The following is a 25388-nucleotide window of genomic DNA, read 5'->3' as shown; positions in this document are numbered from 1 at the left end:
GGCGTAGGCGGCCCGTCACCCGGTCCGCCGACCGTCGGCTGCAGTGCCCGCGCCGGCAGCGTAGGCCCCGGTGAACCGTTCGGCGGCATCGAAGAGTTCCCCTTCGCGCCGTGGGTCGTAGGACTCCTCCGACGAGCGGTCGGCGTGGCCGCGGTCGACGTAGGAGCCGGTCGGCGCCTCGGTCGCGCCGAGGACGACGTCGGCGAGGTGACGCCCGGCCGCACTGCGGCAGGTGGCGAGCGGAGTGAGGCTCAGCACCGGCAGGACGCGCCGCATCGCGAACCGGGAGAGGGGGCCGGCGTTGCGGGCGAGGCCGGTGCCGGGGACGAAGCCCGGGTTGTAGGCGAGCGCGTCGATCCCGGCCGGCAGCCGGCGCGCGTACTCGTGCACGAGGTAGAGGGCGGCCAGCTTGCTCGTCGAGTACGCGGTACGCCCGGCCGTGGTGGTGTGCGGCTCGGGGAAGGCGCCGGCGCGGGCCAGGACCGCCGGGGACTGCCAGGACGGTCCGGGCACCATGCCCATGTTGTGCCTGAGGTCGCCGAAGTGGGTGTCGCTGACGGTGATCACGATCCGGGCGGGAGCGGCGAAGCGACCTTGGAGCAGACGCACGAACAGGTGGTTGGCGAGTACGTTGACGGCGAAGGTGGACTCGAACCCCTCGGGTCCCGCGGTCAGCGCGTTCGTGTACTGCGTGCCCGCGTTGCCCACGAAGCCGCGCAGCGGCGGCAGGTCGCCGGCATCGAGCCGGTCGCGGATCCCGATGGCGGCCGAGCGGACGCTCTCCAGCGAGCCGAGGTCCGCCGTGATGCTTCCCGTCCGGTCGGAGCACGGCCAGGACGCCTTCGAGGCGTCGATCGTCGCCGACCTCAAGGACGCCGTGTCCCGTTATCCCGGGGACGTCCAGCTCGGTCGTCTCGTGCGACAACTGCGAGCGGTATCCGACGACTTCGGACATCACTGGGCCGGGCAGACGGCCGCCGCCCAGCACACGAGCGACCGCAAGACGATGCCGCACCCACAGGTCGGCGACATCGTGCTCGACTGTGACGTCCTCGTCGTCCCCGGCGCGGATCTGCGCATGGTCACCTACACGGCAGTGACGGGAAGCAGCGACGCGGGGAAACTGGAGCTTCTCCGCGTCACCGGCAGCCGTACCGCCTCCGCGCTTCCTTGACCGGCGATGACCTACGTTTCCTGCCCTCAGGCACGGGCACGACGGAAGAACAGCCGGAACTCCCGGCGCAGCCGCACGGCCCGGCTCAGCCGAAGAAGATCTGCTGCAGCAGATAGACGTTGATCCCGGAGATGAGCAGTGCCGCGACCCACCCCAGGAACGTGGTCACGGGCCGGTTGACCAGGTCGCCCATCAGGTCCCTGCGACGGCTGATGAGGACCAGCGGGATCAGCGCGAAGGGGATGCCGAACGAGAGCACCACCTGCGACATCACCAGCACGTTGTCCGGCGACACCCCGAGTGCGAGGACGACCAGCGAGGGCGCCATGGTGATGGCCCGTCGGAGGAACAGCGGGATCCGCATCCGCAGGAAGCCCTCCATGATGACCTGGCCGGAGTAGGTGCCCACGCCGGACGACGAGAGGCCGGACGCCAGGAGCGCGGCGGCGAAGGCCAGCGCGGCGCCGCCGCCGACGATCCGGGCGAAGCCCTGGTGGGCGCCGCCCAGGCTGCCGTCGAAGCCGCCCGCGGCGCCGTGGAAGACGGCGGCCGCGACGCAGAGCATCGAGAGGTTGATGAGACCTGCCATGGTCAGGCCCAGCGTGGTGTCGACGCGCAGCGTGCGCAGGGCTCGCTTGCGCTCGGCCGGTCCTTGCGGCGCCTGTCGTTGTGCGGTCAGGGCCGAGTGCAGGTAGATGACGTGGGGCATCACCGTCGCACCGATGATGCCGATGGCCAGGACGACCGAATCGGTGCCGTGGAAGGCGGGCAGCATCCCCGACGCCAGCTCCGAGGGGGACTGACGGCCGGCGGCGAGGAGGGTGTACGCGAAGCCCAGGGCGATGACACCGAGCAGGAACACGATCGCCAGCTCGAACGGGCGGTAACCGCGCCGCTGGAGGGCCAGGATCGCGAAGCTCACCGCCGCGGTGATCAGCGCGGCGGGCAGCATGGGGATGCCGAAGAGCAGATAGAGGCCGATCGCGGCGCCCACGAACTCCGCAAGGTCGGTGGCCATGGCCACGACCTCGGCCTGTGCCCACAGCCCCACGACCACCGGCCGGCGGAAGTTGTCCCGGCACAGGGTCGGCAGGTCACGGCCGGTGGCCAGGCCCGTCTTGGCGGAGAGGTACTGGATGAACATCGCTACCGCACAGGCCGAGACGAGCACCCAGACGAGCAGGTAGCCGTGCCGGGCTCCGGCCTGGAAGTTGGTCGCGAAGTTGCCGGGGTCGACATAGGCGACGGCTGCGACGAAGGCCGGGCCGTAGAAGGCGAGCCGACGACGCCGGACGGAGCGGCGGAGCACAGCTCCTTGTACGAGGGCGGGGGCCGCCGCGGAGGTACCGGTGCTCATCAGTGGGGCTCCTGTGAGTCGGGGAACGGCCAGGGATCGACCACCCACATGGGTCGGACGACGATCTGTATTATCGTCATACAATATCGATGACTGCGACTCAGGGCAATGGGTGGGGCCGTATCCGCTGACCGGAGCGGGCGATGGACCAGGGCCTTCGGCGCCCGGCGAGCATCACGAACCGCGGGACGGTCCAGGCCCTCCCGAGGCTCTGGGGCTGCCGGTGGCGGGCGTTCAGTCCCGGGTTTCGCCGGGCCGCGGTCCGCCGACGGTCTTCAGCGCCTGGAAGCCCGCCTCATAGGACCGGTCCACGTGGGTGCTGCAGGCCAGGACGGCCCGTTCGGCATCCCGGTCGGCCAGTGCCGCGTAGATCTCGCGCAGCTCGGCCCCGGCGAGGCGAGCGCGGCCCGGCGCGCACAGTGAGGCGCACATCAGCACGATGATCCGGGCCCGCAGCTTGACCAGGGCGTCCAGGGTGGCCATCACGCCGGCGGCGCGCAGCAGCAGGCCGTAGAAGTTGTCCCTGGCCTGCAGCAGGGCGGCGGGATCCGGGGGGAGCAGCGCGAGGTCCTCGAACTCCAGCAGCGTCGCGTGCAGTGCCCGGAGCTGGGAGTCGGAAGCCTGTACGACGAAGCGGCGTACCGTGACCTCCTCCAGCGCGCGCCGGACCTCGTCGATCTCCAAGGCCTCCTCCGGCGAGGGCACGCACACGACGCAGCCCTCGTCCCCGGTGGTCAGCCAGCCCTGCTCGGAGAGGTCGCGGAGGGCCTGATGCACCACCCGGCGCGAGACGCCGGTCTGCACCATGACCAGGTTCTCGTCGAGGCGTTGCCCCGGTGCGAGCCGGGACGCGCAGATGTCCTCGCGCACTGTCCGCAGGACGCGCTGCCGCAGGTCGGCCATCACCACGGCCGATTCCATGCGCGAGTCGGGCTTCTTTGCCCACGAGCCTTCATGCTCCACGCCAGTGAGGCTACGGCCGGCTCGTCATACAATCAATGGATACGCTGGCGCGATTTCGACGTATCCGTCGACCTTCGACTCCCCCCGACGGCCCGCGATCACTGCTCGGCCCGCTCGAGCAGGCGGGAGCGCAGCATCCGGCGCAGTCGCACGATCGAGTCCTCGTTGAGCCGGTGCAGCGGGTCGTCGTACGTGGTGAGCTCGATTCTCGCGCCGAGTGCGGCCAGGCTGCCGGCCGTCTTCTCGACCCGGACCAGCGGAACGAACTCGTCCTCGGCCGCGCACAGGAGCACGATCTCGGTTCCGGGCAGGCCTCCACCCGGTGCGGCTGACAGGGGACGGGCCTCCGGACCGAGGTAGCCGCCGGTGTGCAGGAACACGCTCGCGCACGCCGGCTGGTCCCGCAGCAGGTACTCGGCGAGCAGACAGGCTCCCTGGGAGAAGCCGAAAAGGACCACGTCCCGCGGCGCCCGGCCCATGCGTCCCAGGTCGGCGAGGTGCGTCCGCACCGCGTTGAGTGCGTGGTCCAGGTGCGGCTGGTTCTCCGCCGGTGGTGCCAGGAAGCTCCTCGGGTACCAGGTGTCGGCCTCGGCCCGCGGCGCCACCCACGCCACTCCGGGGAGACCGACGCGGTCCGCCTGCTCGACCATGAAGGCCGGACCCTGGCCCCGCCCGTGCACCGCGTACACCACCAGTTCCGCCTCGGCCAGTGGTGCGCCGTGCAGCACCGGCGGGCGGGACAGGTGCGGGTTGTCGGATGCGGTGGTGAAGGCCGTCGTAACCGTGCCCTCAGTGCTACCGGTGACACCCATGTCATCCATCCCCTCCATGTCAGGTCGCCTTTCGGTCCCGGGCGGGCTCGCCCGACCACGCGCGGGTGAGCAGGTCGGTGAGTGTCTCGACGCCGACCGGGGCAGGGTTGTCCGACGGCACGTACGGCAGGACCTGCCGGGCCGCCTCGGCGATGTCCTCGCGCCGCATGCCGTGGTCGGCCAGCGCGCGCGGGGCGTCGAGCTCCTCGCGGAGCGCGTTCAGTCCGGCCACCGGTGTGGCACTGCCCAGCGCGGTGGCGATGCGGTGTGCCGCGTCCGGTGCCTCCGGGGCGTTGAGTTCCAGAACGTACGGCAGCACGGTGGCGTGGGTCTGTGCGTGCGGCAGGTCGTACGCGCCGCCCAGCACATGGCAGATCTTGTGGTGGAGCCCCGAGCCCGCGGAGGCGAAGGCCACCCCGGACAGGTAGCAGCCGTACAGCGTGGCGTCCCGCCCCGCGATGTCGTCCGGCTCGCGGACGACGCGCCGCAGTCCCTCGGCGACGGCCCGCAGGCCCTCCATCGCGAAGGCCCGGTTGAGGGGATTGGCGCGCGGGGCCCACATGGAGTCGACGCAGTGGGCGACGGCGTTGAGTCCCGAGGCCACCGAGAGGTCGACGGGCAGCGACAGGGTGAGCTGGGAGTCGTACACCACGGTGGCCGGAAGGACGGCGTCGTCGACGCCGGTGGTCTTGCGGGAGGCATCCGTGAGACCCCAGACGTTGGTGGCCTCCGACCCGGCGTACGTCGTGGGTACGGCGACGATCGGCAGCCGCGTGGTGAGCGCCACCGCCTTGGCCAGTCCCGTGGTGGACCCGCCGCCCACACAGACCAGGAGGTCGGCGCGGCACTCGGCGGCCGCGGCCCGGGCGGCCTCGGCCTGTTCCACGGGCACATGGGGACGTACGTCGCTGTGCCGGAGCACCACCGGCAGACCGGCGGTGACGCGGTCGGCGATCTCGGCCTCGGACGGCGCGGCGATGACCATGACCCGGCGGGCGCGCAGGCGGTCGACCTCCGTGCCGAGATGTCGGGCGGCACGGCCGTATCCGAAGAGGACGCGTTGGCCGAGCGTGATGTTCTCGAAGGTGAGGCTCACTGTCTCGTTCCTGGTGCGGATGGGTGGACGGGTGCCGGCGCAGGCGGGAGGCGTCACGAAGGCCGATACCGGGCAGGCCCGGGCGCAGGTGAGGCGCCCGGGCCGGACCGCTGCCGTCGCCGCCGGAGTCAGTCGGTGGTGACCGGCTCCAGGCGCGCGAGGATGCTGTCCCGTTCGCTCTCGAACTGCGGCGGCAGCATGAAGTTCTTGCCGAGCTCCTCGGGAGACTCGTCGCAGTCCCAGCCGCCCTCGTCGTCGGTGACCGCCAGCTCGAACAGGGCGCCGCCCGGGGTCCGCACGTAGTGGGACTTGAAGTAGGTGCGGTTCTTCAGCTCGGAGATGTCGGTGTAGCCGGCGCCCTCGATGTCGAACCGCACCGCGGCCTGGTTCTCCAGGGTGTCGAGGTTCCAGGCGAAGTGGTGGTAGGTGCCGGCACCGTAGCGCCAGGTGCCCTGTTCGTCGCTCCGGTTCCCGCGCAGTTCGATGAAGTTGCCGAACTCCTGCGTACCGACCTGGAAGGAGGCGAGGTCGCCCTCCTCCTGGACCTTGCCCTGCGAGAAGAACGCCTCGTTGCCGAAGTCGACCATGCGGTCCTGGTCGTAGACGTGGATGCCCATGCCGTGGATGCCGTGGATCGCGGCTTCGGGGGACACGCCGTTTCCGGAGAAGCCCTCGCGCGGGTCGTTCTCGTTCGCGACGAGGACGTACTCGATGCCGGACGGGTGGTGGAAGGCGACCCGGCCGCGGCCGAGGGCCTCGAACCGCGTGGCCTCTATGCCGTGTTGGGTCAGCCGCTTGACCCAGTAGTCGAGCGAGCCGGCCGGGACCGACAGGAGGACCTCGCGCGCCTGGTTGGTGCCCCGCTTGCCGTACACCCCTGCCTGGGCCCACGGGAAGGTGGTCACCACCGACGACGGATCGCCGTTCGCGTTGGAGTAGTAGAAGTGGTAGATCGGCGAGGAACCGTCGTACAGGACCGTCTTCTTGATGAAGCGCATGCCCAGGACTCGCGTGTGGAAGTCCACGTCCTCCTGCGCACCACCCACGGACAGGGTCACGTGGTGGGAGCCGACGAGATACGTCATTGCTCGGTTCTCCTTGTCTGGTCGTGCCGGAGCGGAGCTCGGCAAGCCGCATGATTGTCATACGATATTATGACCGGGTCAAGACGGAGTTCCGCCTCGACGTGGGCCTCGGGGTTCCGGGCGACCATTGCGAGGGGGTTTGATCTGCGCTAACGTGCTGTCGGGATTGATTGTCTGACAATCATACGGAGTGACCGTGAGTCAAACACCCGCCGACGACACGTACGAGGTCCTGATCGCGCGCTACGCGTCCCGCACGACCACGCGCGGACAGGTCTTCCTCAACCACCACCTGTACGGCGAACCGGACGGCCCGATCGGGATGGACTACTACGTCTGGGTCCTGCGCAACGCGCGGCGCACGATCGTCGTCGACACCGGCTACAGCGAGCTCGGCGGACGCAACCGCGCACGCGGTCACCTCATCCACCCCGCGGACGCGTTCAGCCGCCTGGGGATCGAGCCGGCGGAGGCCACCTTGGTCCTCACCCACGCCCACTACGACCATGTGGGCAACGTGGACCTGTTCGAGGACTCGAAGGTGATCGTGCCGCGCACGGAGTTCGACTTCTGGACCGGCGACTGCGGCAGACGCTTCCAGTTCCACCACTCGGTCGAGGACAGCGAGATCGACCACCTGCGGGACGTCCACCAGCAGGGCCGCATGGTGTTCCACCGCGGCCACGAGGAGATCGCGCCGGGCGTCGAGATGATCGAGCTCGGCGGCCACTCGCCGGGCCAGGCGGTGCTCACCGTCAACACCAGCGAAGGCCTGGTGCTCCTCGCCTCCGACGCGACGCACTACTACGAGGAACTCGAACGCGATCTGCCGTTCCTCGTCGTCGCCGATCTGGAGGCGATGTACCGGGGCTTCGACTACATGAACCAGCTCATCGCGGACCGTGACGCGATCCTCGTCCCCGGCCACGATCCGGCCGTCCTCGACCGCCACCGGCGGCTCGACGGCCCGATGGGGGAGTTCGTCGCCGTGATCGGCGGTCCGCAAAGCCCCCGAGGGCCCCAAGGTGGAGGAACAGCATGACCAGTACGACGTCGCCGGTGGGCTTCATAGGCCTCGGCAACATGGGCGGGCGGATCGCCCGACGCCTGGTGGACGCCGGGTACACCGTCCTCGGCCACGACACCCGCCCGGAGAACGTCACCGCGTGCGGTGCCGCCGCGGCGGAGTCCGTGGCCGACGTGACGCGTGCCTGCGATGTCGTCCTTCTCTCCCTGCCGGAGAGCAAGGTCGTCGAGGCGGTCGTCCTGGGCGAGGACGGAGTGCTCGCCCACGCCCGGGACGGACAGACGGTGATCGACCTCAGCACCTCGGCCCCCGCCTCCACACTGCGCCTGCACGGCCAACTAGCCGAACAGGGCGCCACCTTGCTGGACGCGGGCATCTCCGGAGGCGCCGCGGCAGCCGAGAAGGGGACGCTGACCCTCATGGTCGGCGGGGACACCAAGACCCTCGACCAGGTACGTCCGCTGCTGGCGGCCTTCTCGGCCCACGTCTTCCACTGCGGATCCGCCGGGGCCGGACACACGGCCAAGCTCCTCAACAACTTCCTCAACGCCGTCGCGCTGTCGGCGACCGCCGAGGTGATGGTCGCCGGGCGCAAGGCCGGCCTCGACCTCCAGGTGCTCCTCGACGTGCTCAACACCAGCTCGGGCGTGAACTTCGCGACGCGGAACAGGTTCCCGAAGATCATCCACGGCGACTACCTCAAGGGCGGTCTCACCAACGCGCTGATGACCAAGGACGTCCTCGCCTACGTCGACCTCGTCGCGGGCCTGGGCGTCGCCAGCCCCAACTCCTCCGCCCCGCTGGCCTCCTTCGGTCTCGCCCTCCAACTGGGCTACGCGGACGACATCAGCAACACCGTCGTCGACGCGATCGGAGACGTCTCGGGGCGGGTCCGCATCCACGACGGCGCGTACGACGCCGGAAAGGACAGGTCGTGAAGCTCATTCACGGAACGACCCAGCACGGCGTCGGCACCAAGACCGGCTCGCGGTTCACCGGCACGGTGCACGCGTACCTCACCATGCCCGCCACCGACGGCGTGACCATCAACACCGTCAACTTCACGCCCGGCGCCCGCACCTACTGGCACACCCACGAGCACGGCCAGATCCTCCAGGTGCTGGCCGGCAGCGGTTACGTCGCGACCGAGCAGGACGGCCCGCGCCCCCTGCGCGCCGGGGACGTCGTGTGGTGCCCGCCGGGCGAACGGCACTGGCACGGCGCCGCCCCCGACTCCTTCATGACCCACACGGCCATCTCGCTCGGGGCGACCGCCTGGGCCGAGGAGGTCGGCCCCGAGCAGTACACCGCGCCCCTCACCGAACAGGACCGAACCCCATGACAACCGAGCCCCTGACCACAGACATCGCCCCCAACGCGCCAGGCACCACGCACCGCGACACCTACGAGGCCGGCCTCGCCGTACGCAAGGCGGTCCTGGGCGCCGAGCACGTCGAGCGATCGCTCGCCCAGGTCAGCGAGTTCTCGCGGCCGATACAGGAGCTTGTCACCGAGTACTGCTGGGGCGCCGTGTGGACCCGTCCCGGGCTCGAGCGGCGCACCCGCAGCCTGGTCAACCTCGCCATGCTGACCGCCCTGGGCCGCAACCACGAGCTCGGTGTGCACGTCAAGGGAGCCCTCACCAACGGCGTGACCGTCGAGGAGATCCAGGAAGTCCTCCTCCAGTGCGCCGTCTACGTCGGCGTCCCGGCCGCGCTGGAGTCCTTCCGCGTCGCCGAGCGCGTGATCGAGGAGGTCAAGGGCGATGTCTGACACCTCCGCACCGCATTCCCCGCTGCCGTCGGTTGCCTTCGTCGGGCTGGGGAACATGGGGGCGCCGATGTCGGTGCGCCTCGTCGGGGCCGGATACGCGGTGACCGGATTCGACCTGAGTGAGGACGCCCGGGCGGCGCTGGCCGCCGCCGGCGCTCGTACCGCCGAGACCGCGGCCGGGGCCGTCCGCGGCGCCGACGTCGTCGTCCTCATGCTTCCCAGCAGCGCGGTCGTCGAGGCCGTACTCGGCGACCCGGCGGTCCGCGAGGCCCTCGCCGTGGGCAGCACCGTCGTCGACATGAGTTCCTCCGACCCGATGTCCACCAGGCGGCTGGCCGCCGACCTCGACCGCCGTGGCGTCACCCTGGTCGACGCGCCCGTCTCCGGAGGAGTCAAGGGCGCCGAGAACGGCACGCTCACGATCATGGTGGGCGGCGCCGAGGGCGCCGTGGAGCGACTGTCTCCCCTGTTCACGGCGATGGGCACGGCCCGCCGCGCGGGCTCCGTGGGTGCCGGGCACGCGCTCAAGGCCATCAACAACCTGCTCTCCGCCACGCATCTGCTGGCCACGGCCGAGGGCGTGCTCGCCGGTGAGCGTTTCGGGCTCGACCCCGCCGTCATGGTGGAACTGATCAACACCTCCAGCGGCCGCAGCGGATCGACGGACAACAAGTTCCCCAACTTCGTGCTGCCGGGCGGCTACGACTCCGGCTTCGGCATGCGGCTGATGGTCAAGGACATGCGCATCGCCGTCGATCTGGCCCGCCAACTAGGCATCGCGAGCCCGCTCACGGAGAGCGCCGTGGCCCTGTGGGAGCGCGCGCTCGAGGAACTGCCCGACACCGCAGACCACACCGAGATCGCCCGCTGGACGTTCGAGCGGGCGGCCGACCGAGAGCTGGTGACGGGATGAGCGCGCAGGCGCCTTCGGCACAGGAGCTGAGGGACGCCGTCGTCGAGGTGCACGGCGCCTGGGACGAGCAGTGGGAGGCGGTGCTCGAGCTAGCCCCGCAGCTCCTCGGGGCGTACGTACGACTGGCCGGTGTGCCCCTGGGCAAGGGCCATCTCGATGCCAAGACCCGCGAGTTGGTGTACCTGGCCGTCGACGCGGCAGCCACCCACCTGTACGCCCCCGGGGTGCGCCGGCACATCCGCCGGGCCCTCGAACTCGGCGCCACCCCCGGCGAGATCACCGAGGTCGTCGAACTCACGACGACCGTCGGGATCCACGCGATGAACATCGGCGTGCCGCTGCTCGCCGAGATCCTCGCGGAGCGCGGCCTGCGCGACGGTCCCGGCGAGCTCGACGCGTACCAGAAGGAACTCAAGGAGCGGTTCACCGCCAACCGCGGCTACTGGCACGAGTTCTGGGACGAGATCCTCGAACTCGACCCGGAGATGTTCGAGGCCTACACCGACTTCTCGTCGGTGTCCTGGCAGCACGGCGGTCTGGAGCCCAAGGTCAAGGAGTTCGTCTACACGGCGTTCGACTGCGCGTCCACCCACCTGTACGTGAAGGGGTGGAAGGCGCACATGGACAACGCGCTGGGCTACGGCGCCACCGTCGGCGAACTGCTGGAGGTCATGGAGATCGCCGCCACGATGGGCATGCAGAGCGCGCTCCAGGCCCTGCCCGTACTGCGGGAGGAGCTTCTCGCGAGAACGGCGCCGGTGACCGTGCACCACACCCCTACGACAGACGTGAGGCGATCAGGATGACACTGCGTGGACTGGCCGGGAAGGTGGCCGTCGTCACCGGGGCCGCGGGCGGCCTCGGACGAGCCACGGTGGAACGGCTCGCCGCGGAGGGCGCGAAGGTCGTCGCCGTGGACCTCGACGCCCACGCGGCGAAGGAGGTCGCCGCGGCGCTGGGCGGGTCGGCCGTCGGAGTCGGCGCGGACGTGACCTCCGAGGACGGTGTCGACGCGTACATGCGGGCGGCCGTCGACGCGTTCGGACGGGTGGACCTTCACCACCTCAACGCGGGCATCGCGGGCTCCCTGGCCGAGCTCGTCGACGTGTCCGTCGAGGAGTGGGAGCGGGTCATGGCCGTCAACCTGCGCGGCCCGTTCCTCGGCGTACGGGCCGCCTTCCGCCACTACCTGGAGCGCGGCAGCGTGGGCTCCGTCGTCGTCACCTCCTCCATCGCCGGTCTGCGCGGGAGCAACGACCTGCTGGCGTACACCACGTCCAAGCACGGCACGGTGGGTCTGGTCCACGGTGCCGCCGTCTACGGCGGTCCCATCGGCGTGCGGGTGAACGCCGTGGCCCCGGGCATCGTGCCCACGCCGATCTTCGGGGAGGCGGGGATGGCCGACATGCGCCGGCGTGCGGGGACCTCGCCGCTGCGACGCGCCGGCCGGCCGGACGAGGTGGCCGCGACGGTGGCGTTCCTGCTCAGCGACGAGGCGAGCTACGTCACCGGCGAGATCTTCTCCGTCGACGGCGGTGCCAATGTGCAGAACACCAACCGCCGTGGCGGGGGAGCGGGGCTGTGGGACGTCTCGGTGACGGACCGGGCGATCCTCGAACGGCACCGGGCGGGGCCGGCCGGGTCGGACGCGGCTCAGGGAGCCCTGTGATGGCGACGATGCGAGCCGCCCTGCTCCGCGGCTTCGAACAGCCCCTGACCGTCGAGGAGGTCGACCTGCTCGACCTCGCCCCGACCCGGGTGCTGGTCCGCACGAAGGCGACGCCGTTCTGCTCGACCGACGTGACCAGCTTCCACGGCCGGCTCGGGAAGGTCCCGCCGACGATCCTCGGGCACGCCTCCGCGGGTGAGGTCGTCGAGGTCGGCGGCCAGGTTCGCGGCATCGAGGTGGGGCAACGCGTGGTCGTGCCCGGAACACCCGAGTGCGGCCACTGCTTCTACTGCGGCATCGGCCGCCCGGACCAGTGCTCGGAGCTGTTCGACCTCGGCGGGGTCTACCCCGACGTGGCCCGCACCTCGGACGGCCTGGTCGTGAACGCGGCCGGATGCGTGGGCGGATACGCCGAGTTCATGAACGTCTCGCAGAACCAGGTCTTCCCGGTCGAGACCGACCTGCCGTGGGAGGTGCTCTCGCTCCTGGGGTGCGGCGTCACGACCGGGGTGGGCGCCGTGCTCAACGTGGCACGCGTGCGGCCCGACGAGGTCGTCGCCGTCGTCGGCGCGGGACACCTGGGCCTCTGGGCGATCCAGGCGGCGGTCCTGGCCGGTGCCCGTGAGGTGATCGCGGTCGAACCGAACGAGGAGCGCCGCCGAGTGGCGGAGTCGCTCGGGGCGACCCGGGCCGTCGTCCCGGAGGACGCCCTGGAGGCCGTACGAGCCGTCACCCGGGGGCGGGGGGCCGACAAGGTCGTCGAGGCGGCCGGGCCGCCCGCTTCCCAGCGGCTGGCGCTGGAGATCTCCCGTCGGGCCGGCACCGTCGTCCTGTCCGGCCTCAAGGACGTGGCCGGAGAGGTCACCTTCGGACAGATCCCGCTCGCGGTCCAGAGCCGCCAGGTGCTCAGCACCCAGAACGGCAACGTCCGCATGCGGCGCGACCTTCCCGCCTACATCCGCCTGCTGGAACGCGGCGCGCTGGACCCGAAACCGATCGTCACCCGCTCCTACCGGCTCGACGACATCAACACCGCGCTGCAGCGCTCCGAACGGCTTGAGGACCTCTCGGGCGTGTTCGTCTTCTGACCATCGACCGGATGAGGAAGCCCACATGAGAGCAGCCGTGCTGGAGGCGTTCGGCGCCCCCATGCCGATCCGGGAGCTGACCTTGCGCGCTCCCGCCGAGCACGAGGTGCTGGTGCGGACGGTCGCCGCGCCGTTCTGCTCCACCGACTGGCTGGGGTGGCGGGCGATGCGCGGCAAGACCTTGCCGGTCGTGCTCGGCCACACCGCGCTGGGCGTGGTGGAGCGGTGCGACGGCGACGCCCGCGGCCACGAGCACGGCGCCCGCGGGTACGACTACGGCGTCGGTGACCTCGTGGTCGTCGCGGGGACTCCGCAGTGCGACGAGTGTTTCTACTGCGGCGTCGGCCGCCCCGACCAGTGCGCCCTGCTCTTCGAGAGCCCCGAACCGGTCCTGGCGACCGACCACGTGGGCCGGCCGGTGCGCGCCGCGGGCCGCGTCGGCGCCTACGCGGAGTTGGTCGTCGCCGACCGGAGCCAGGTGTGGCGCGTCGACAGCTCGCTGCCCGCCACGCATCTGAGCCTGCTGGGCTGCGGGATCACCACCGGTCACGGCGCGATCGTCAACGTGGCGGAGGTCGGGCCCGGCTCGTCCGTCGCGGTGGTCGGTCTGGGACATCTGGGCCAGTGGTGCGTGCAGGCCGCGCGGGTCGCCGGTGCCGGGCGGATCATCGGGGTCGACCCGCTGGCCGAACGCCGTGCGACGGCCGCCGCGCTCGGGGCGACCGACGTCGTGGATCCGACGGAGCACGACCCGGTCGAGCAGGTGCGGTCCCTCACCGAGGGGCGTGGTGCCGACGTGGTCGTCGAAGCGGCGGGACCCGAGCAGGCGGTGCAGCAGGCGGTCGCCATGTCCCGGCGTGCCGGGACCGTCGTGCTGACGGGCGTGCAGTGGGCTCAGGGGCAAGTCTCCCTGCCGCAGAACGCCATCGCGATCCACGGCCGGCGCATCCTGTCGTGCCAGAACGGCCAGAGCGTCATGTCCCGTGACCTGGCCCGGTGCGTGGCCCTTTTGGAGAGCGGGGAATACGACGCCCGGCCGATCGTCACGGCCGAGTACACCCTCGACCAGGTCAACGAAGCCCTCTATGCCTCCGGTGAGTTCCGCGACCTCAGCGGAGTCATCACCGCCTTCTGATCCCTTCAAGTGCTGTCCCACGCAAGGCAGGGAGACCATGTCCACGACCTCGAACTCGCTCGCCTCGGCCTGGGCCACGAGCCCGGTCGGCCGTGTCGCCGCGCCCTTGCGCGAGCAGGTTGTCACGGCTCTGCGGGAGGCGATCTGGGACTTCCGTCTGGAGCCCGGGCAGCGTCTCGTCGAACGGGAGCTGGTCGAGCAGCTCAACGTCTCCCGGACCACCGTGCGTGAGGCGCTCAGGGAGCTGACCTCCGAGGGGCTGATCACGGTCGTGCCCCAGAAGGGCGCCGTGGTCGCGGCGCCCACTCTGGAGGAGGCCCGCGACCTCTACGAGGTGCGGGCGGCGCTGGAGAGCCTGGTGGTGCGGCGGTTCGTCGAGAAGGCGCCCCGCTCTCAGGTGTACGCCCTGGAGGCGGCGGCGGAGCGGTTCGCCGAGGTCGCCTCGGAGGAGTCCGTCGAGCCGCGCCAGGTCCTCATGGCGCGCCGGCACTTCAACGACGTCCTGATCGACGGGGCCGGCAGCGAGGTGCTGCGTCAGCTCGTGGAGAGCGTCCAGGCGAAGGTGCGGGTGCTGCAGCTCAAGGGCATGTCGACCAGCCACGCCGAGGTCATCCAGGAGCTGCGCGCCATCGTCGCGGCCATCCGCGAACGGGACGCGGACACGGCGGCCGGCGTCACCATCACGCACATCCGGCGCGTCGCGGGCAACGCCCTCGACAGCCTCAAGGAGATGCAGGACCGGTAGGTCACCGGTCCCACCTCCGTGCGGGGTGGGACGCCCGTGGCAGCGGGCGCCTCAGAAGGTCAGCGGCTGCCCGAAGTGATAGCGCGACACCGACCCGTACGTGACGTCCCACTTGGCGGCGATGTGCGTCTTGAACATCGCCACGTCCCGGTAGTACTTCTCCATCGGCGACCCGAGCCGTGCCGCGCTGGACCCGGCCGTGGAGAAGGCCAGGTCGACCGCCTGATTGGCCAGTTGGGCGCCCTGCAGGATCACGCCACGCAGCCTCGCGTCCTCCTCGGGCGTGAACTCCTGACGCGTGCGTTCCCAGCGCCGCCCCAGCTCGGTGTACTGGCGCATCGCGCCGAGCAGCAGGGTCTCGGCGGCGTCGATCTGGCCGAGCATCTTGCCGTACCAGCGGTGGTACTCCGCGGAGTCGGTGCGCGCCATGATCGGCGGGAAGCTCGTCGGACGTCCGGCCATCAGCTCGTCGAACTGGTCGAAGGCCGCCCAGGCGGCGCCGACCTGGGTGGCGACGAGCTCGCAGTTGAAGAAGGCGATGGTCCGGCCCAGGTACACGGGATTGCCGTGCAACCGGTAGCCGGGTGTTCCCTCCTCGCCCAGGGTGTGGTCCTTGAAGTCGTAGAGCACGCTGAGGTGTTCCGGGACCAGCGCGTCCTCAACCCGGATGGAGTTGGAGCTGGACGCCCGCATGCCGAGGACGAGGTCGCCGCCCCAGTCGTCGAGGATCTCGTACCGGTCCCGCGGGACGACGAACGCGCGCAGCCCGAGCGGCACGTCCGCCTCGGTGAAGGTGGGGGCGACCAGCATCGCGTGGGTGCTCCACATCGAGCCGGAGCAGTAGTCCCAGGTGCCGGTGAGCCGGTAGCCGCCGGCGGTGCGGACGGCCCGCCCGCGGGGGATGGTGCGGCCGGGCGCGATGAGATCGCCGGCGAACAGCTCCGCCTGGGCTTCCTCGGGGAAGAAGGAGGCGATGTGCCACGCGTGGCCGGCCCCGAGGACGAACGACCAGCCGACTCCCGGGTCGCCGCGCGAGATCTCGACGCCCACCCGGAGGAAGTCCTCCAGTGGCAGCTCCAGACCGCCGTACTTCTTCGGCTGGAGCATCCGGTAGAAACCGGCGTCGAGCAGTTGCTTGTGGATGGCCTCGGAGTAGCCACCGAGCGCCTCGTGCTCCGCCTGCGCGGCCCTGAGGACGGGACGAAGCCTGGCCGCCACCTGCAAGAGGTGGTCGGCCGTGCCCTCCGCCGCAGGGTGGGGCGCGGAGTCTGCGGCGTACAGGCTTGCGCTCATCGAGCTCTCCTCTCGACACGGAACTTTGTATGACGATAATATAGGCAGGCAGAGTACGACGCTAGTCGCGGCCACCTCTCAGTCCATCGGTTCTGATGGTCGGCCCCTCGCACCCCTCTTTACGCCATTGTGCGATCGTCATACAGTCCAGCGGCGAGTTCGTGCAGAGTTCACCCGGAGCCCGCGGCTTGGCACGGGTCTCCAGAGGAGTTGGTTGTGATGTCCACGCCGTCCCCCGTCACCCAGTCCGGCCCCCGCCCGGTCACCGCGCGCGAGTTCCGCGACGTCATCGGGCGGTTCGCCACCGGCGTCACCGTGATCACGACGGAGTACGACGGCGTCCGGTACGGCAGTACCGCGAGCGCGGTCAGTTCCCTGACCGACGATCCGCCGATGCTCCTCATCTGCCTCAACCGGAACTCGGCCACCGCCGCGGCGGTACGGGACAGCGGAGCCTTCGCGGTGAACGTCCTCGCCGAGGACCACGTGGACCTGGCCACACGCTTCGCCTCCCGCGTCCCCGACAAGTACGAGGGAGTGCCCACCGAGACCGCGTCGAACGGCTCGCCCCTGCTGGTCGGCGCCATCGCGCACCTCATCTGCCGGGTCGCCGAGCAGGTGGAGGCGGGCACCCACGACGTGTTCCTCGCCCACGTCGAGGAGGCGAGTTCCTACTCCGGTCATCCGCTCGCCTACTTCCGCGGCCGCTTCGGCCGGATGCAGACGGCCCCGGAGGCATCCGTGCTGCGCGAGGTGCGCACCCGGGTGCTCGACGCGGGCAGCGACGTCGAGGAGGTCATCGACACCGCCCGCTGGGCCGGGGAACTGGGGGTGGACGCCAACCGCATCCACCGCGCCCTGGTGGCCCTGGCCGACGAGGGGCTCATCCGGCGCCAGAGCGGCGAGTACCTCATCACACCCGTGCCCGACTCCATCATCGACGAGGTCTACAAGGCGAAGCTGGCCATCGAGACCGGCGTCGCGGAACTGACCGTCGGCAAGGCGAAGCCCGCCGAACTGGCGCGGCTGCGCGCACTCATGGAGGACACCCTCGGCTTCGTCCAGGACGGCCGCTTCACGGACCCCGAGGGCTGGGTGCGCGCCAACGAGCGCTTCCACGAGTACATGGTCGAACTCGCGGGATCGACGATCCTGTTGGACACCTACCGCCGCCTGTGCCTGCCCGGACTCAACCTGCGCGCGCTCGACCGGGGAAGCTACGCCTCCGGCTCCCTCCTGGACGACCACCGCGAACTCGTCGAGGCCTACGAAGCCGGTGACGTGGTCAGGGTCGCCGCCGTACTCCGAGCGCACGCACGGCGCCCGCTGGAGATGCGCCACCAGGACCAGCTGCGCAGGGGTGCCGACGCCGTCGACCGGACCACCTGACCCCCGAACCCCTCAAGAACCCACTGCCGCAGCGCCGGCAGTCGAACGTGATGTGTCCCCCGGGCGCTTAGGAGAAGCGATGACCACAGCACACGCCGCCGCGCGGCCCGACCTGACCGAGCCCTCGCAGGAGGAACTCGTCGGACGGGCGAGGGCGATGCGGGAGGAACTCCTCGCCCGCCAGGAGGAAGCGGAAAAGCTCACGCACATCCCCGCGGACATCCATGAGAAGTTCCTCGCGAACCGCTTCTACGACATGTTCGTGCCGAAGACGTACGGCGGCCTCGAGGTCTCGCCCGGCACGTTCTTCGAGGTGTGCAAGGAGCTCGCCCGAGGTGACATGGGCAGCGCCTGGTGCTTCGCGCTGGCGGCCAACCACGCCCTCCATGTCGCCTCCTGGTACCCCAAGGAGGTCCAGGACCGGGCGTTCGCGGGCGGCGACTTCCGGGCGGCCTCGGTGTCCGCGCCGACGGTCAGGGCGAAGAGGACCGACGGCGGTTACGTCCTCGACGGCACCGTGGACTACTGCTCCGGCATCCCCTACTCCACGTGGTACCTCGGCCAGTGCATGGTCGAGCAGGAGGACGGCTCGGCCCCCGTGATGGGCATGTTCCTGGCCCCGGAGAAGACCTTCGAACGCCTGCACAACTGGGGCGAGTCGACGGGCCTGAAGGCCACGGGCTCGGAGAGCATCCGCTTCACCGACGCCTTCGTGGAGGCGGACCTCGTCATCGAGGACGCCAACATGATCGACATCCCGGTGAAGGACGGCACGGTCGGGTCCCGGCTGCACGCCAACCCGATGTACGCCGGCCGCGGACTGCTCACCTTCACGGTGTCCCTGGCCAGCCTGGCCGTCGGCGGGCTCTACCACGCCCTCGACGAGTTCGAGCGGCTCATGCGCACCCGCAAGACCCCGCTGCCCCCCGTTCAACTGCGGCTGTACGACGTGGACTACCAGCGTCACTACGGAGCCGCCTGGACGAAGATCAAGACCGCCGAGCTGGCCCTCGACGGGGTCATCGCCAAGCACATGGAGCACTGCCGCGCCACGGTCGACGGCAGCCGTGAGTACACCTTCGTCGACGACTGGAGCCTGGCCTGCGCGGTCCGCGAGATCATCGTCCAGCTCTGGGAGACGCTCGAACACGACCTGCTCCGTGTCGTCGGCTCGGGGTCCATGCGGCAGGGCGAGCGGTTCGACCGGATCTTCCGCGACATGAGCTCGCTGCTCACCCACCGCAACGCGATGCTGCGCGAGCAGGCGTTCCGCAACACCGCGTGCCTGCTGCTGGAGATCCCGCCGCCCGAAGCCCGGTGACCGCAACGACCCCACCGCCCCCGCCTGTTGTGCCGCCGTGAGACAGGACCGACCATGAACATGAAACCGCCCCACCTCGACGACGCGGTGGAGCCGATCACGATCCGTACCGGGTTCTTCTGGATCCCGGGGGAGCGGATCTCCACCCCGCAAGGCACCCTCCCGCGCGGCCCGCTCCACGTCGCGTGGCTGGCGCCGGTCGAGGTCACCCGGCCCCACCCGCTCGTCCTCGTGCACGGCGGCGGCGGACAGGGCACCGACTGGCTCGGTACCCCGGACGGCCGCCAGGGCTGGGCCTACGACCTGGTCCGGGCCGGCTACGCCGTGTACGTCGTCGACAGGCCCGGCCACGGACGTTCCCCGCACCACCCGGACGTGCTGGGCCCGGTGGCCCCGCCGCTGCCACTGGAGTTCGCGAGCTTCCTGTTCGCTCCGGCCGACGCCGCCGACACGCACACCCAGTGGCCCTGGGACCGCGCCTTCGACGGGGAGGAGTTCCAGCAGCTCACCTCGGCGATGGGCTTCTTCCTGGCCGACTTCGCCGAAGGGCAGCGGCTGGACGGCGACCGGCTCGCCGCACTGCTGGACCGGATCGGTCCGGCGGTCCTGGTCACGCACTCCGCGGGCAGCCCGGGCGGCTGGCTGGCCGCGAACCGGCGGCCCGGCCTGGTCAGGGGAATCGTCGCGGTGGAACCGATGGGCCCGCCCTACGCCGACTTTCCCGGGCTGGGGGAGATCACCTACGGCCTCACCTACGCCGAGCTGACGACCGAGCCGGCGATCGAGTCCCCGGACCAACTCAAGGCGGATCCCGCCCACTACCGCGTCCCCGGCCTCAGCGGCACCCCCGTCGCGGTCGTGACGGGCAGCGCGTCCGGCAGCGCGGCCCAGTCGCCGCCCCTGGTCGAGTTCCTCAACTGTGTGGGCGCGCAGGCCGAGCTGATCGCCCTGGAGGACGCCGGCATCGTCGGCAACGGCCACGGACTGATCCTGGAGGCCAACTCCGCCGACACCGTCAAGCCGGTCATCGCCTGGCTGGAGCAGCTGTCCGGTGCCGAGGAGGAAACACGATGACGACCACCGGCGAACCCCCGACCCCCGCCGCCGAGCCTCTGGACCAGGAGGCGGTGCGCCGACTGGTGGAGATCGTCGGCGCCGACGCGCTGCTGCTGTCCGACGACGAACGGGACTCCTACCGGGACCCCTACTGGTTCCAGGGCGACCGCACCTACGACTCCTCCGCCGTGGTCTTCCCCACCTCCACCCAGCAGGTGCAGGCGGTCCTGCGGGTCGCGAACGAGTACCGCATCCCGGTGTGGACGTCCTCCCAGGGCCGCAACAACGGTTACGGCGGCCCGTCCCCGCGGGTCCGGGGCTCGCTCCTGATCAGCTTCCGCCGGATGAACCGGGTGCTGGAGATCAACCGCGAGCTGGCGTACGCCGTCGTCGAGCCCGGGGTGAGGTGGTTCGACCTGTACGACGCGCTCAAGGACTCGGGCAACGAGGACCTGTGGTGCTCCATCCCCGACATCGGCTGGGGCAGCGTGATCGGCAACTCCCTCGACAACGGCGTCACCTACGGCCCCAACGGGTCGGACTTCCAGAAGATCTGCGGGATGGAGGTCGTCCTCGCCGACGGCGAGCTGCTGCGGACCGGCATGGGGGCCCTGCCGGACAACCCGTCCTGGCACGTCTACCCGCGCGGTCTCGGGCCGGTGCTCGACCCGCTGTTCATGCAGTCCAACTACGGCGTCGTGACGCGCGCGGGCGTGTGGCTGCAGCGCCGTCCGCAGGCCTACGCCCCCGTCTACCTCACCGTCCCCCGGGACGACCAGCTCGCGCAGGCCGTCGACATCATCCGCGAACTCCGCCTGGACGGTGTGATCGAGGGCGTGCCGAACCTGCAGAACACGATCACCATGTCCGCCCAGTTCCCCGAACTCCTCGGTGAGTTCATGGGGGCCGAGGGCCCGATGAGCGAGGACGCCCTCGAAGAGCTCGCCGCTCGCGCCGGCGTCGGGCGCTGGGGGCTGCGCACCGCACTGTGGGGAGACCTCCCCGTCGTCGAGCACCGGCTGCGGCGCATCCGTGAGGCGTGGGCGGCCGTCGAAGGCTCGCGTGTCGACCACCACCGCACGTTCCTGCGGGACGAGTGGGGCGAGTTGAGCACGTTCATGGAGAAGGTCCAGGCCGGGATCCCGAGCATGGACATGATGGAGGTGCTCCCGGACTTCGTCGGGCACATCGGCTTCTCGCCCGTCGTACCGCTCACCGGCGGCGAGGTGCGCCGCGTCGTCGACGTGATCGAACGGCTGGTCACCGAGCGGGCCGGCACGAACTTCGTGTGCGCGATCTTCCCCATCAACGACCGCAGCGCCATCGTCGTGAGCAGCCTCAGCTTCGACACCCGTGACGAGAAACAGGTCCGCGCGGCGGTGGACACCGCGAAGATGCTGGTGAGCGAGGTGGGGGCGCTCGGGTACGGCGAGTACCGCGCCCACCTGGAATTCATGGACCTCGCGGCCGACCAGTACTCCTTCAACGACCACGCCTACCGGCGCTTCGTCGAGCGCATCAAGGACGCGGTCGACCCCAACGGGATCCTCTCGCCGGGACGGCACGGCGTGTGGCCCGGCGCCCACAGAACCCAGGGCCCGATCGACGGAGAGGCACGCTCATGAGCGCGATATCGGACGTAGCCGGCCTGGTCGCCGTGGTGACCGGCGGTGCGTCGGGCATCGGACGGGGCATCGCGCAACGGCTGGTGGAGCACGGCGCGCACGTGGTGATCGCCGACATCGAGAAGGGCCCGCTCGACGCGGTGGCCGAGGAGATCGGGGCCGTGGGCCTGCGCACGGACGTCTCGGACGCCGCGAGCGTGCGGGCGCTCGCCGACCAGGTCGTCGACCGCTTCGGCAAGGTGCATCTGCTGTTCAACAACGCCGGCGTGGCCCCGGAGGCCGGCATCGCGGAGATGACCCTCGCGGACTGGAGGTGGATCCTCGACGTCAACCTTCACGGCGTCATCCACGGCGTCCACGCGTTCCTGCCGCTGCTCAAGGAGCACGGCGAGCCGGCCTACCTGGTGAACACGTCCTCCATGGGCGGCTTCGTCGCCGACATGCCCGGCCTCGGTGCGTACGCCACCACCAAGTTCGCCGTCATGGGCCTCACCGAGGCGCTGGCACACGAACTGGGGCGCGAGGACTCGAACGTGACGGCCGCGGTCCTCGCGCCGGGAACGGTCCGCAGCAACATCGCCCAAAGCCTGCGCACCAGACCCGCCGACACGGACACCAGCAGCTTCGTGCAGAACGACATCTCGCAGAACGCGGAACTCGCCGCGCTGCGCTGGCTGGACCCGGCCGAGGTGGGTGACATCGTGCTGGCCGCCCTCGCTCGTGGTGAGAGCCACATCGTCACCCACCCGGAGTGGTATCCGATGGTCGCCGAGCGCTCGGCCCGGATCGAGGCGGCATTCGGCCGTGCGGCGGCCACGCGAAAGGGAGAACTCTGATGGCCACTGATGCCAAGGACGTGGTCCGGGCATTCGTCGACGCGCTCAACCGACATGACTGGGAGCGCGTCGCCCGGCTGATCACACCGGATTTCAGCTACACGATCCAGGCGTACGACCTGCCGGGCGCGGAGAAGCCGATGGACGGCGCGACCATGCTCAAGGTGCTCCCGGAGATGCTTGCCCTGTTCGACGGGGCCGGTCCTCAGATGGAGATCACGCGCCTGGTCGGGGAAGGGACCTGGGTCGTCGCCGAGGCGCGGGGAAGCGGATCCTTCCGCGACAAAAGCCCGTACGACAACCGGTACGCCAACGTGTACGAGGTCGTCGACGACCGGATCAGGACCCTTCGCGAGTACATGGACACCCAGCACATGGCACTGTCCTTCGCGGCGGCGACATCCCCGGCGTGAATCGGCCGAGACGTGGGGCCCCGGCTCGGACGAGCCGGGGCCCCACATCTGTCTGTCGCACACCTCAGCCGCGGTCGGCGAGATGCCGCAGTTTCTCCGGCCAGATGCCGTGGCGTCCCGGGGACAGGATGCCGTTCGGGTCGACCGCGTCCTTGATCGTCTCGCAGAAGCGCCGGTAGGCGTGGTCGTTGAAGGAGTACTGCGCCGACGCCAGGTCCATGAAGTCCAGGTGGGCGCGGTACTCGCCGTATCCACGCTTGCCCGCCTCGGCCACGAGCACCTTCACCGCGTCGTAGGCCTTGCGGCACTGCTCCGCGTCGCGGTAGTCGTAGTTGAGGCCGGTGACGTAGAGGGCCGTGCGCTCATTGATGATCAGCAGCCCGCCGGCGACGTTGACGCCGACCTTCTGCCTGACGATCCGGTCGAAGAGGTCGACGACCTCGCGCACGTCGGTCCCGACCAGCGGGACGGCGGGGGAGAAGCCGATGTGGGCGATCCCTTCCGGCATGGCCTCGATCAGGTCGAGGCCGGGCAGGCCCGCCTGGCACTTGTCGGGGATGGAGCGGATCTGGTCGTACTCGTCCGGGCCGTAGGTCCGCTCGAAGAGGACCTTGCCGCCGGGAATCGCGCTCCATGCCGTGCGGATCTTGTCCAGCTGGTGGCCGACGACAGGGGTGTCGCCCCACAGTGCTCCGCGCAGGGCCCACCGGCCCAGGCCGGTCGCGTCGGCCATCTCGTCGAGGGTCTCCTCGCTGAAGGCCCCCTCGGCGCCGGCGAACCGTCCCATCACCTCGGGGAACTGGGCCGCCAGCGTCACGGTGTTGTACATGCTCGGTACGCCGCGCAGGGTGCCGTCGAGACGGAGCCTGCGGATGATGTCGACCGCCTGGTCGAGGTGCTCGTCCCGCGGCACCGTGAGGAAGAACGGCGCGTAGGCCTCCGGCCGGGGCATGAGCCAGTAGCCCATCCTCGTGACGATGCCGAAGTTGCTCTGCATGAACAGGCCGTCGAGGACCGGGCCGAGGCCGCGCTTGTAGGTGTGCCAGGACTTGTTGTCCGGGATGGCACCCATGCCGGTGCGCAGCAGTTCGCCGTTGGCCAGCACGACCTCCATCCCGCACGGCGCCATGAAGTCCGCGCCGTACGGCTGGTAGGTGATCCCGCAGTCGAGGGAGTTGCCGATGACGCTTCCCCAGCCGATGTCGGGGACGGTCACCATCAGGTCCTCGTTGCCGGACTCCTTCAGGGCGTCGTGCAGGTCGAACCACCGCACGCCCGGCTCGACCACCGCGTAGGCGAGGTCGCGGTTGATCTCCAGGACGCGGTTCATCCTGGTCAGGCTGACCACGACGGTTGCCTTCAGGCGCGGGGAGGAGCCGCCGTATCCGTAGTTGCGGCCCTGCGAGGACGTCCAGATCGGCACCCCGAACTCGTTGGCGATCCGGACGACGGCCTGTACCTCCTCGGTGCTGCGGGGCAGCAGGACCGCGGCCGGGTCGTAGGAGTCGTCGTCGCGGTGCCAGTACTTGTCGCGGTACTGCTCGTGGAAGCGGCCTTCACCGAGGACGACACCGTCCTCGCCGAGCACGTCGACGAAGCGCCGCAGAGCCTGCTCGGTGAGGTACGACGTGTCCTCGGCGGGTGAGGCGGTCACAGCGCGGCCTCGGCGACGCTGTCGGCAGCGGCCGCCTGCAGTGCGGCGCCCGCGGGCGGCCAGGTCGCGGCGGCCTCCTCCAGCACCGAGCGCATCGAACGGGGGGCTCGGCCGGCGAGTTTCTGGACGGTGTCGCTGAGGGACGACATGTGACCCACGCGGATCGCGCGGCTGAAGGACACCATGTCGTCGCTGTTCCAGGGGATGGGGGAGGAGGACATGTCGCTCTGGTACTCCCGGGGCACGCCCATGGCGTCGAAGATGGCGTACTGCTCCTCGTCGGCGATCGGCACGTATCCGACGTCGGCGCCGCTGATCTCGCTGACCATGGCACAGATTTGACGGTACGTCAGTTCTTCCGGGCCGGTGACCTCGTAGGCCCGGTTGTCCTCGCCGCGGCCGAGGAGCGCGCCCACGGCGGTCGCCGCGCAGTCCTCCCGGGCGACGAAGCCGACGGTGCCCTCACCCCAGGCGCCGACCATCTGTCCCATGGCGACCGCGCCCGGAGCGATGAAGTGGGCCACCGCCTCCGCGTACTGGGAGTCGCGCAGCGCGTTCCAGCGCAGTCCCGAGTCCCGCAGCATCGCCTCGGTCGCGCGGTGTTCGATGCAGACGACGGCGTCGTTCTCCTCGGTGCCGGCGCCCACGATCGAGGTGTAGGCGAGGTACTGGACCCCGGCACGTCGGGCCGCCTCGATCGCGTTGCGGTGGAAGCCGATCCGCGAGCCGACCTGGGCGGTGGACACGAGCAGCATCCGCTGGGCCCCCGCGAAGGCCGACTCCAGGCTGTCCGGTGCGGCGAAGTCGGCGTACCGGACGTGGGCGCCGCGGTCGGCGAACGTCTGGAGCTTCTCGGGCGCCCGCGTCGTCAGGATGACCTGGTCGGCGGGAACCGACTCGAGCAGCAGCTCCGCTGCGGTCTGTGCCAGACCTCCGCTGGCACCGGTGATGAGGTACACGCGCG

Annotated in this window: 26 protein-coding genes; 17 read left to right on the top strand and 9 right to left on the bottom strand. The window is 70.4% G+C overall.

The annotated features are described in order from the left end of the window. Positions 1-15 precede the first annotated feature (15 nt). Positions 16-870, bottom strand: coding sequence for a Rossmann-fold NAD(P)-binding domain-containing protein (locus ACWBNA_RS18460; protein ID WP_482705462.1), 855 nt, complete (start codon positions 868-870; stop codon positions 16-18). Between the two features lie 7 nt (positions 871-877). Here ACWBNA_RS18460 and ACWBNA_RS18455 point away from each other — a divergent pair, with 7 nt between their 5' ends. Further along, positions 878-1174 carry an MmyB family transcriptional regulator gene (locus ACWBNA_RS18455; protein ID WP_482705461.1) on the top strand — a complete coding sequence of 99 codons (297 nt, stop codon included), beginning with the start codon at positions 878-880 and terminating at the stop codon, positions 1172-1174. A gap of 85 nt (positions 1175-1259) precedes the next feature. On the opposite strand, the gene ACWBNA_RS18450 is transcribed toward ACWBNA_RS18455, so the two are convergent. The 5 genes from ACWBNA_RS18450 to ACWBNA_RS18430 all read right to left on the bottom strand — a co-directional run bounded on the left by ACWBNA_RS18450 (position 1260) and on the right by ACWBNA_RS18430 (position 6487). Continuing rightward, on the bottom strand, positions 1260-2531 hold the full coding sequence (locus ACWBNA_RS18450; protein WP_482705460.1) for an Nramp family divalent metal transporter: 1272 nt from the start codon (positions 2529-2531) through the stop codon (positions 1260-1262). A gap of 234 nt (positions 2532-2765) precedes the next feature. Continuing rightward, the gene (locus tag ACWBNA_RS18445) at positions 2766-3452 is read right to left on the bottom strand and encodes a GntR family transcriptional regulator (protein ID WP_482705459.1); all 687 of its coding nucleotides are present in this window, start codon (positions 3450-3452) and stop codon (positions 2766-2768) included. A gap of 140 nt (positions 3453-3592) precedes the next feature. Further along, on the bottom strand, positions 3593-4306 hold the full coding sequence (locus ACWBNA_RS18440) for an alpha/beta hydrolase (RefSeq protein ID WP_482705458.1): 714 nt from the start codon (positions 4304-4306) through the stop codon (positions 3593-3595). Between the two features lie 19 nt (positions 4307-4325). Beyond that, positions 4326-5402 carry a maleylacetate reductase gene (locus tag ACWBNA_RS18435; RefSeq protein WP_482705457.1) on the bottom strand — a complete coding sequence of 359 codons (1077 nt, stop codon included), beginning with the start codon at positions 5400-5402 and terminating at the stop codon, positions 4326-4328. A gap of 128 nt (positions 5403-5530) precedes the next feature. Continuing rightward, positions 5531-6487 (bottom strand): VOC family protein, encoded by a 957-nt coding sequence (locus tag ACWBNA_RS18430; protein WP_482705456.1) that lies wholly within the window; start codon positions 6485-6487, stop codon positions 5531-5533. A 196-nt stretch (positions 6488-6683) separates the two neighbouring features. Here ACWBNA_RS18430 and ACWBNA_RS18425 point away from each other — a divergent pair, with 196 nt between their 5' ends. Genes ACWBNA_RS18425 through ACWBNA_RS18380 form a run of 10 tightly spaced genes read left to right on the top strand, consistent with a single transcriptional unit; the run spans position 6684 to position 14837 of the window. Beyond that, positions 6684-7529: an N-acyl homoserine lactonase family protein gene (locus tag ACWBNA_RS18425; RefSeq protein WP_482705455.1), complete on the top strand. Its 846-nt coding sequence runs from the start codon at positions 6684-6686 to the stop codon at positions 7527-7529. Continuing rightward, the gene (locus ACWBNA_RS18420; RefSeq protein WP_482705454.1) at positions 7526-8452 is read left to right on the top strand and encodes an NAD(P)-dependent oxidoreductase; all 927 of its coding nucleotides are present in this window, start codon (positions 7526-7528) and stop codon (positions 8450-8452) included. Before ACWBNA_RS18425 ends, ACWBNA_RS18420 begins: the two co-directional genes overlap by 4 nt. Beyond that, a complete protein-coding gene (locus tag ACWBNA_RS18415; protein ID WP_482705453.1) occupies positions 8449-8856 on the top strand; it encodes a cupin domain-containing protein in 408 nt (135 codons plus the stop codon). The genes ACWBNA_RS18420 and ACWBNA_RS18415 overlap by 4 nt, the downstream gene beginning before the upstream one ends. Then, positions 8853-9287: a carboxymuconolactone decarboxylase family protein gene (locus tag ACWBNA_RS18410; protein ID WP_482705452.1), complete on the top strand. Its 435-nt coding sequence runs from the start codon at positions 8853-8855 to the stop codon at positions 9285-9287. The genes ACWBNA_RS18415 and ACWBNA_RS18410 overlap by 4 nt, the downstream gene beginning before the upstream one ends. Then, positions 9280-10200, top strand: a complete 921-nt coding sequence (locus ACWBNA_RS18405; RefSeq protein ID WP_482705451.1) for an NAD(P)-dependent oxidoreductase — start codon at positions 9280-9282, stop codon at positions 10198-10200. The genes ACWBNA_RS18410 and ACWBNA_RS18405 overlap by 8 nt, the downstream gene beginning before the upstream one ends. After that, positions 10197-11006: a carboxymuconolactone decarboxylase family protein gene (locus ACWBNA_RS18400; protein WP_482705450.1), complete on the top strand. Its 810-nt coding sequence runs from the start codon at positions 10197-10199 to the stop codon at positions 11004-11006. The genes ACWBNA_RS18405 and ACWBNA_RS18400 overlap by 4 nt, the downstream gene beginning before the upstream one ends. Continuing rightward, entirely contained in the window at positions 11003-11869 is an 867-nt protein-coding gene (locus ACWBNA_RS18395; RefSeq protein WP_482705449.1) for an SDR family NAD(P)-dependent oxidoreductase, read from the top strand. Before ACWBNA_RS18400 ends, ACWBNA_RS18395 begins: the two co-directional genes overlap by 4 nt. Then, positions 11869-12957 carry a zinc-binding dehydrogenase gene (locus tag ACWBNA_RS18390; RefSeq protein WP_482705448.1) on the top strand — a complete coding sequence of 363 codons (1089 nt, stop codon included), beginning with the start codon at positions 11869-11871 and terminating at the stop codon, positions 12955-12957. The genes ACWBNA_RS18395 and ACWBNA_RS18390 overlap by 1 nt, the downstream gene beginning before the upstream one ends. Positions 12958-12982: 25 nt before the next feature. After that, on the top strand, positions 12983-14092 hold the full coding sequence (locus ACWBNA_RS18385; RefSeq protein WP_482705447.1) for a zinc-binding dehydrogenase: 1110 nt from the start codon (positions 12983-12985) through the stop codon (positions 14090-14092). A 37-nt stretch (positions 14093-14129) separates the two neighbouring features. Next, positions 14130-14837, top strand: coding sequence for a GntR family transcriptional regulator (locus ACWBNA_RS18380; protein WP_217238015.1), 708 nt, complete (start codon positions 14130-14132; stop codon positions 14835-14837). A 51-nt stretch (positions 14838-14888) separates the two neighbouring features. On the opposite strand, the gene ACWBNA_RS18375 is transcribed toward ACWBNA_RS18380, so the two are convergent. Continuing rightward, the gene (locus tag ACWBNA_RS18375; protein ID WP_482705446.1) at positions 14889-16130 is read right to left on the bottom strand and encodes an acyl-CoA dehydrogenase family protein; all 1242 of its coding nucleotides are present in this window, start codon (positions 16128-16130) and stop codon (positions 14889-14891) included. A gap of 219 nt (positions 16131-16349) precedes the next feature. Here ACWBNA_RS18375 and ACWBNA_RS18370 point away from each other — a divergent pair, with 219 nt between their 5' ends. The 6 genes from ACWBNA_RS18370 to ACWBNA_RS18345 all read left to right on the top strand — a co-directional run bounded on the left by ACWBNA_RS18370 (position 16350) and on the right by ACWBNA_RS18345 (position 22770). Then, on the top strand, positions 16350-17519 hold the full coding sequence (locus ACWBNA_RS18370) for a flavin reductase (RefSeq protein ID WP_482705445.1): 1170 nt from the start codon (positions 16350-16352) through the stop codon (positions 17517-17519). A 79-nt stretch (positions 17520-17598) separates the two neighbouring features. Beyond that, positions 17599-18840 carry an acyl-CoA dehydrogenase family protein gene (locus tag ACWBNA_RS18365; protein ID WP_482705444.1) on the top strand — a complete coding sequence of 414 codons (1242 nt, stop codon included), beginning with the start codon at positions 17599-17601 and terminating at the stop codon, positions 18838-18840. A 54-nt stretch (positions 18841-18894) separates the two neighbouring features. Beyond that, the gene (locus tag ACWBNA_RS18360; protein ID WP_482705442.1) at positions 18895-19914 is read left to right on the top strand and encodes an alpha/beta fold hydrolase; all 1020 of its coding nucleotides are present in this window, start codon (positions 18895-18897) and stop codon (positions 19912-19914) included. Next, a complete protein-coding gene (locus ACWBNA_RS18355) occupies positions 19911-21521 on the top strand; it encodes an FAD-binding oxidoreductase (protein ID WP_482705441.1) in 1611 nt (536 codons plus the stop codon). The genes ACWBNA_RS18360 and ACWBNA_RS18355 overlap by 4 nt, the downstream gene beginning before the upstream one ends. Next, on the top strand, positions 21518-22357 hold the full coding sequence (locus tag ACWBNA_RS18350; protein ID WP_482705440.1) for an SDR family NAD(P)-dependent oxidoreductase: 840 nt from the start codon (positions 21518-21520) through the stop codon (positions 22355-22357). The genes ACWBNA_RS18355 and ACWBNA_RS18350 overlap by 4 nt, the downstream gene beginning before the upstream one ends. Continuing rightward, positions 22357-22770, top strand: a complete 414-nt coding sequence (locus tag ACWBNA_RS18345) for a nuclear transport factor 2 family protein (protein WP_482705439.1) — start codon at positions 22357-22359, stop codon at positions 22768-22770. Before ACWBNA_RS18350 ends, ACWBNA_RS18345 begins: the two co-directional genes overlap by 1 nt. A 64-nt stretch (positions 22771-22834) precedes the next feature. On the opposite strand, the gene ACWBNA_RS18340 is transcribed toward ACWBNA_RS18345, so the two are convergent. Together ACWBNA_RS18340 and ACWBNA_RS18335 are read right to left on the bottom strand one after the other, a co-directional pair. Beyond that, positions 22835-24424 carry an FAD-binding oxidoreductase gene (locus ACWBNA_RS18340; protein ID WP_482705438.1) on the bottom strand — a complete coding sequence of 530 codons (1590 nt, stop codon included), beginning with the start codon at positions 24422-24424 and terminating at the stop codon, positions 22835-22837. After that, positions 24421-25383, bottom strand: coding sequence for an SDR family oxidoreductase (locus ACWBNA_RS18335; protein ID WP_482705437.1), 963 nt, complete (start codon positions 25381-25383; stop codon positions 24421-24423). Before ACWBNA_RS18335 ends, ACWBNA_RS18340 begins: the two co-directional genes overlap by 4 nt. Positions 25384-25388: the final 5 nt, after the last annotated feature.

It is taken from the genome of Streptomyces sp. Q2, assembly GCF_056820935.1.
This window is presented reverse-complemented; position numbering and strand designations above follow the sequence as displayed.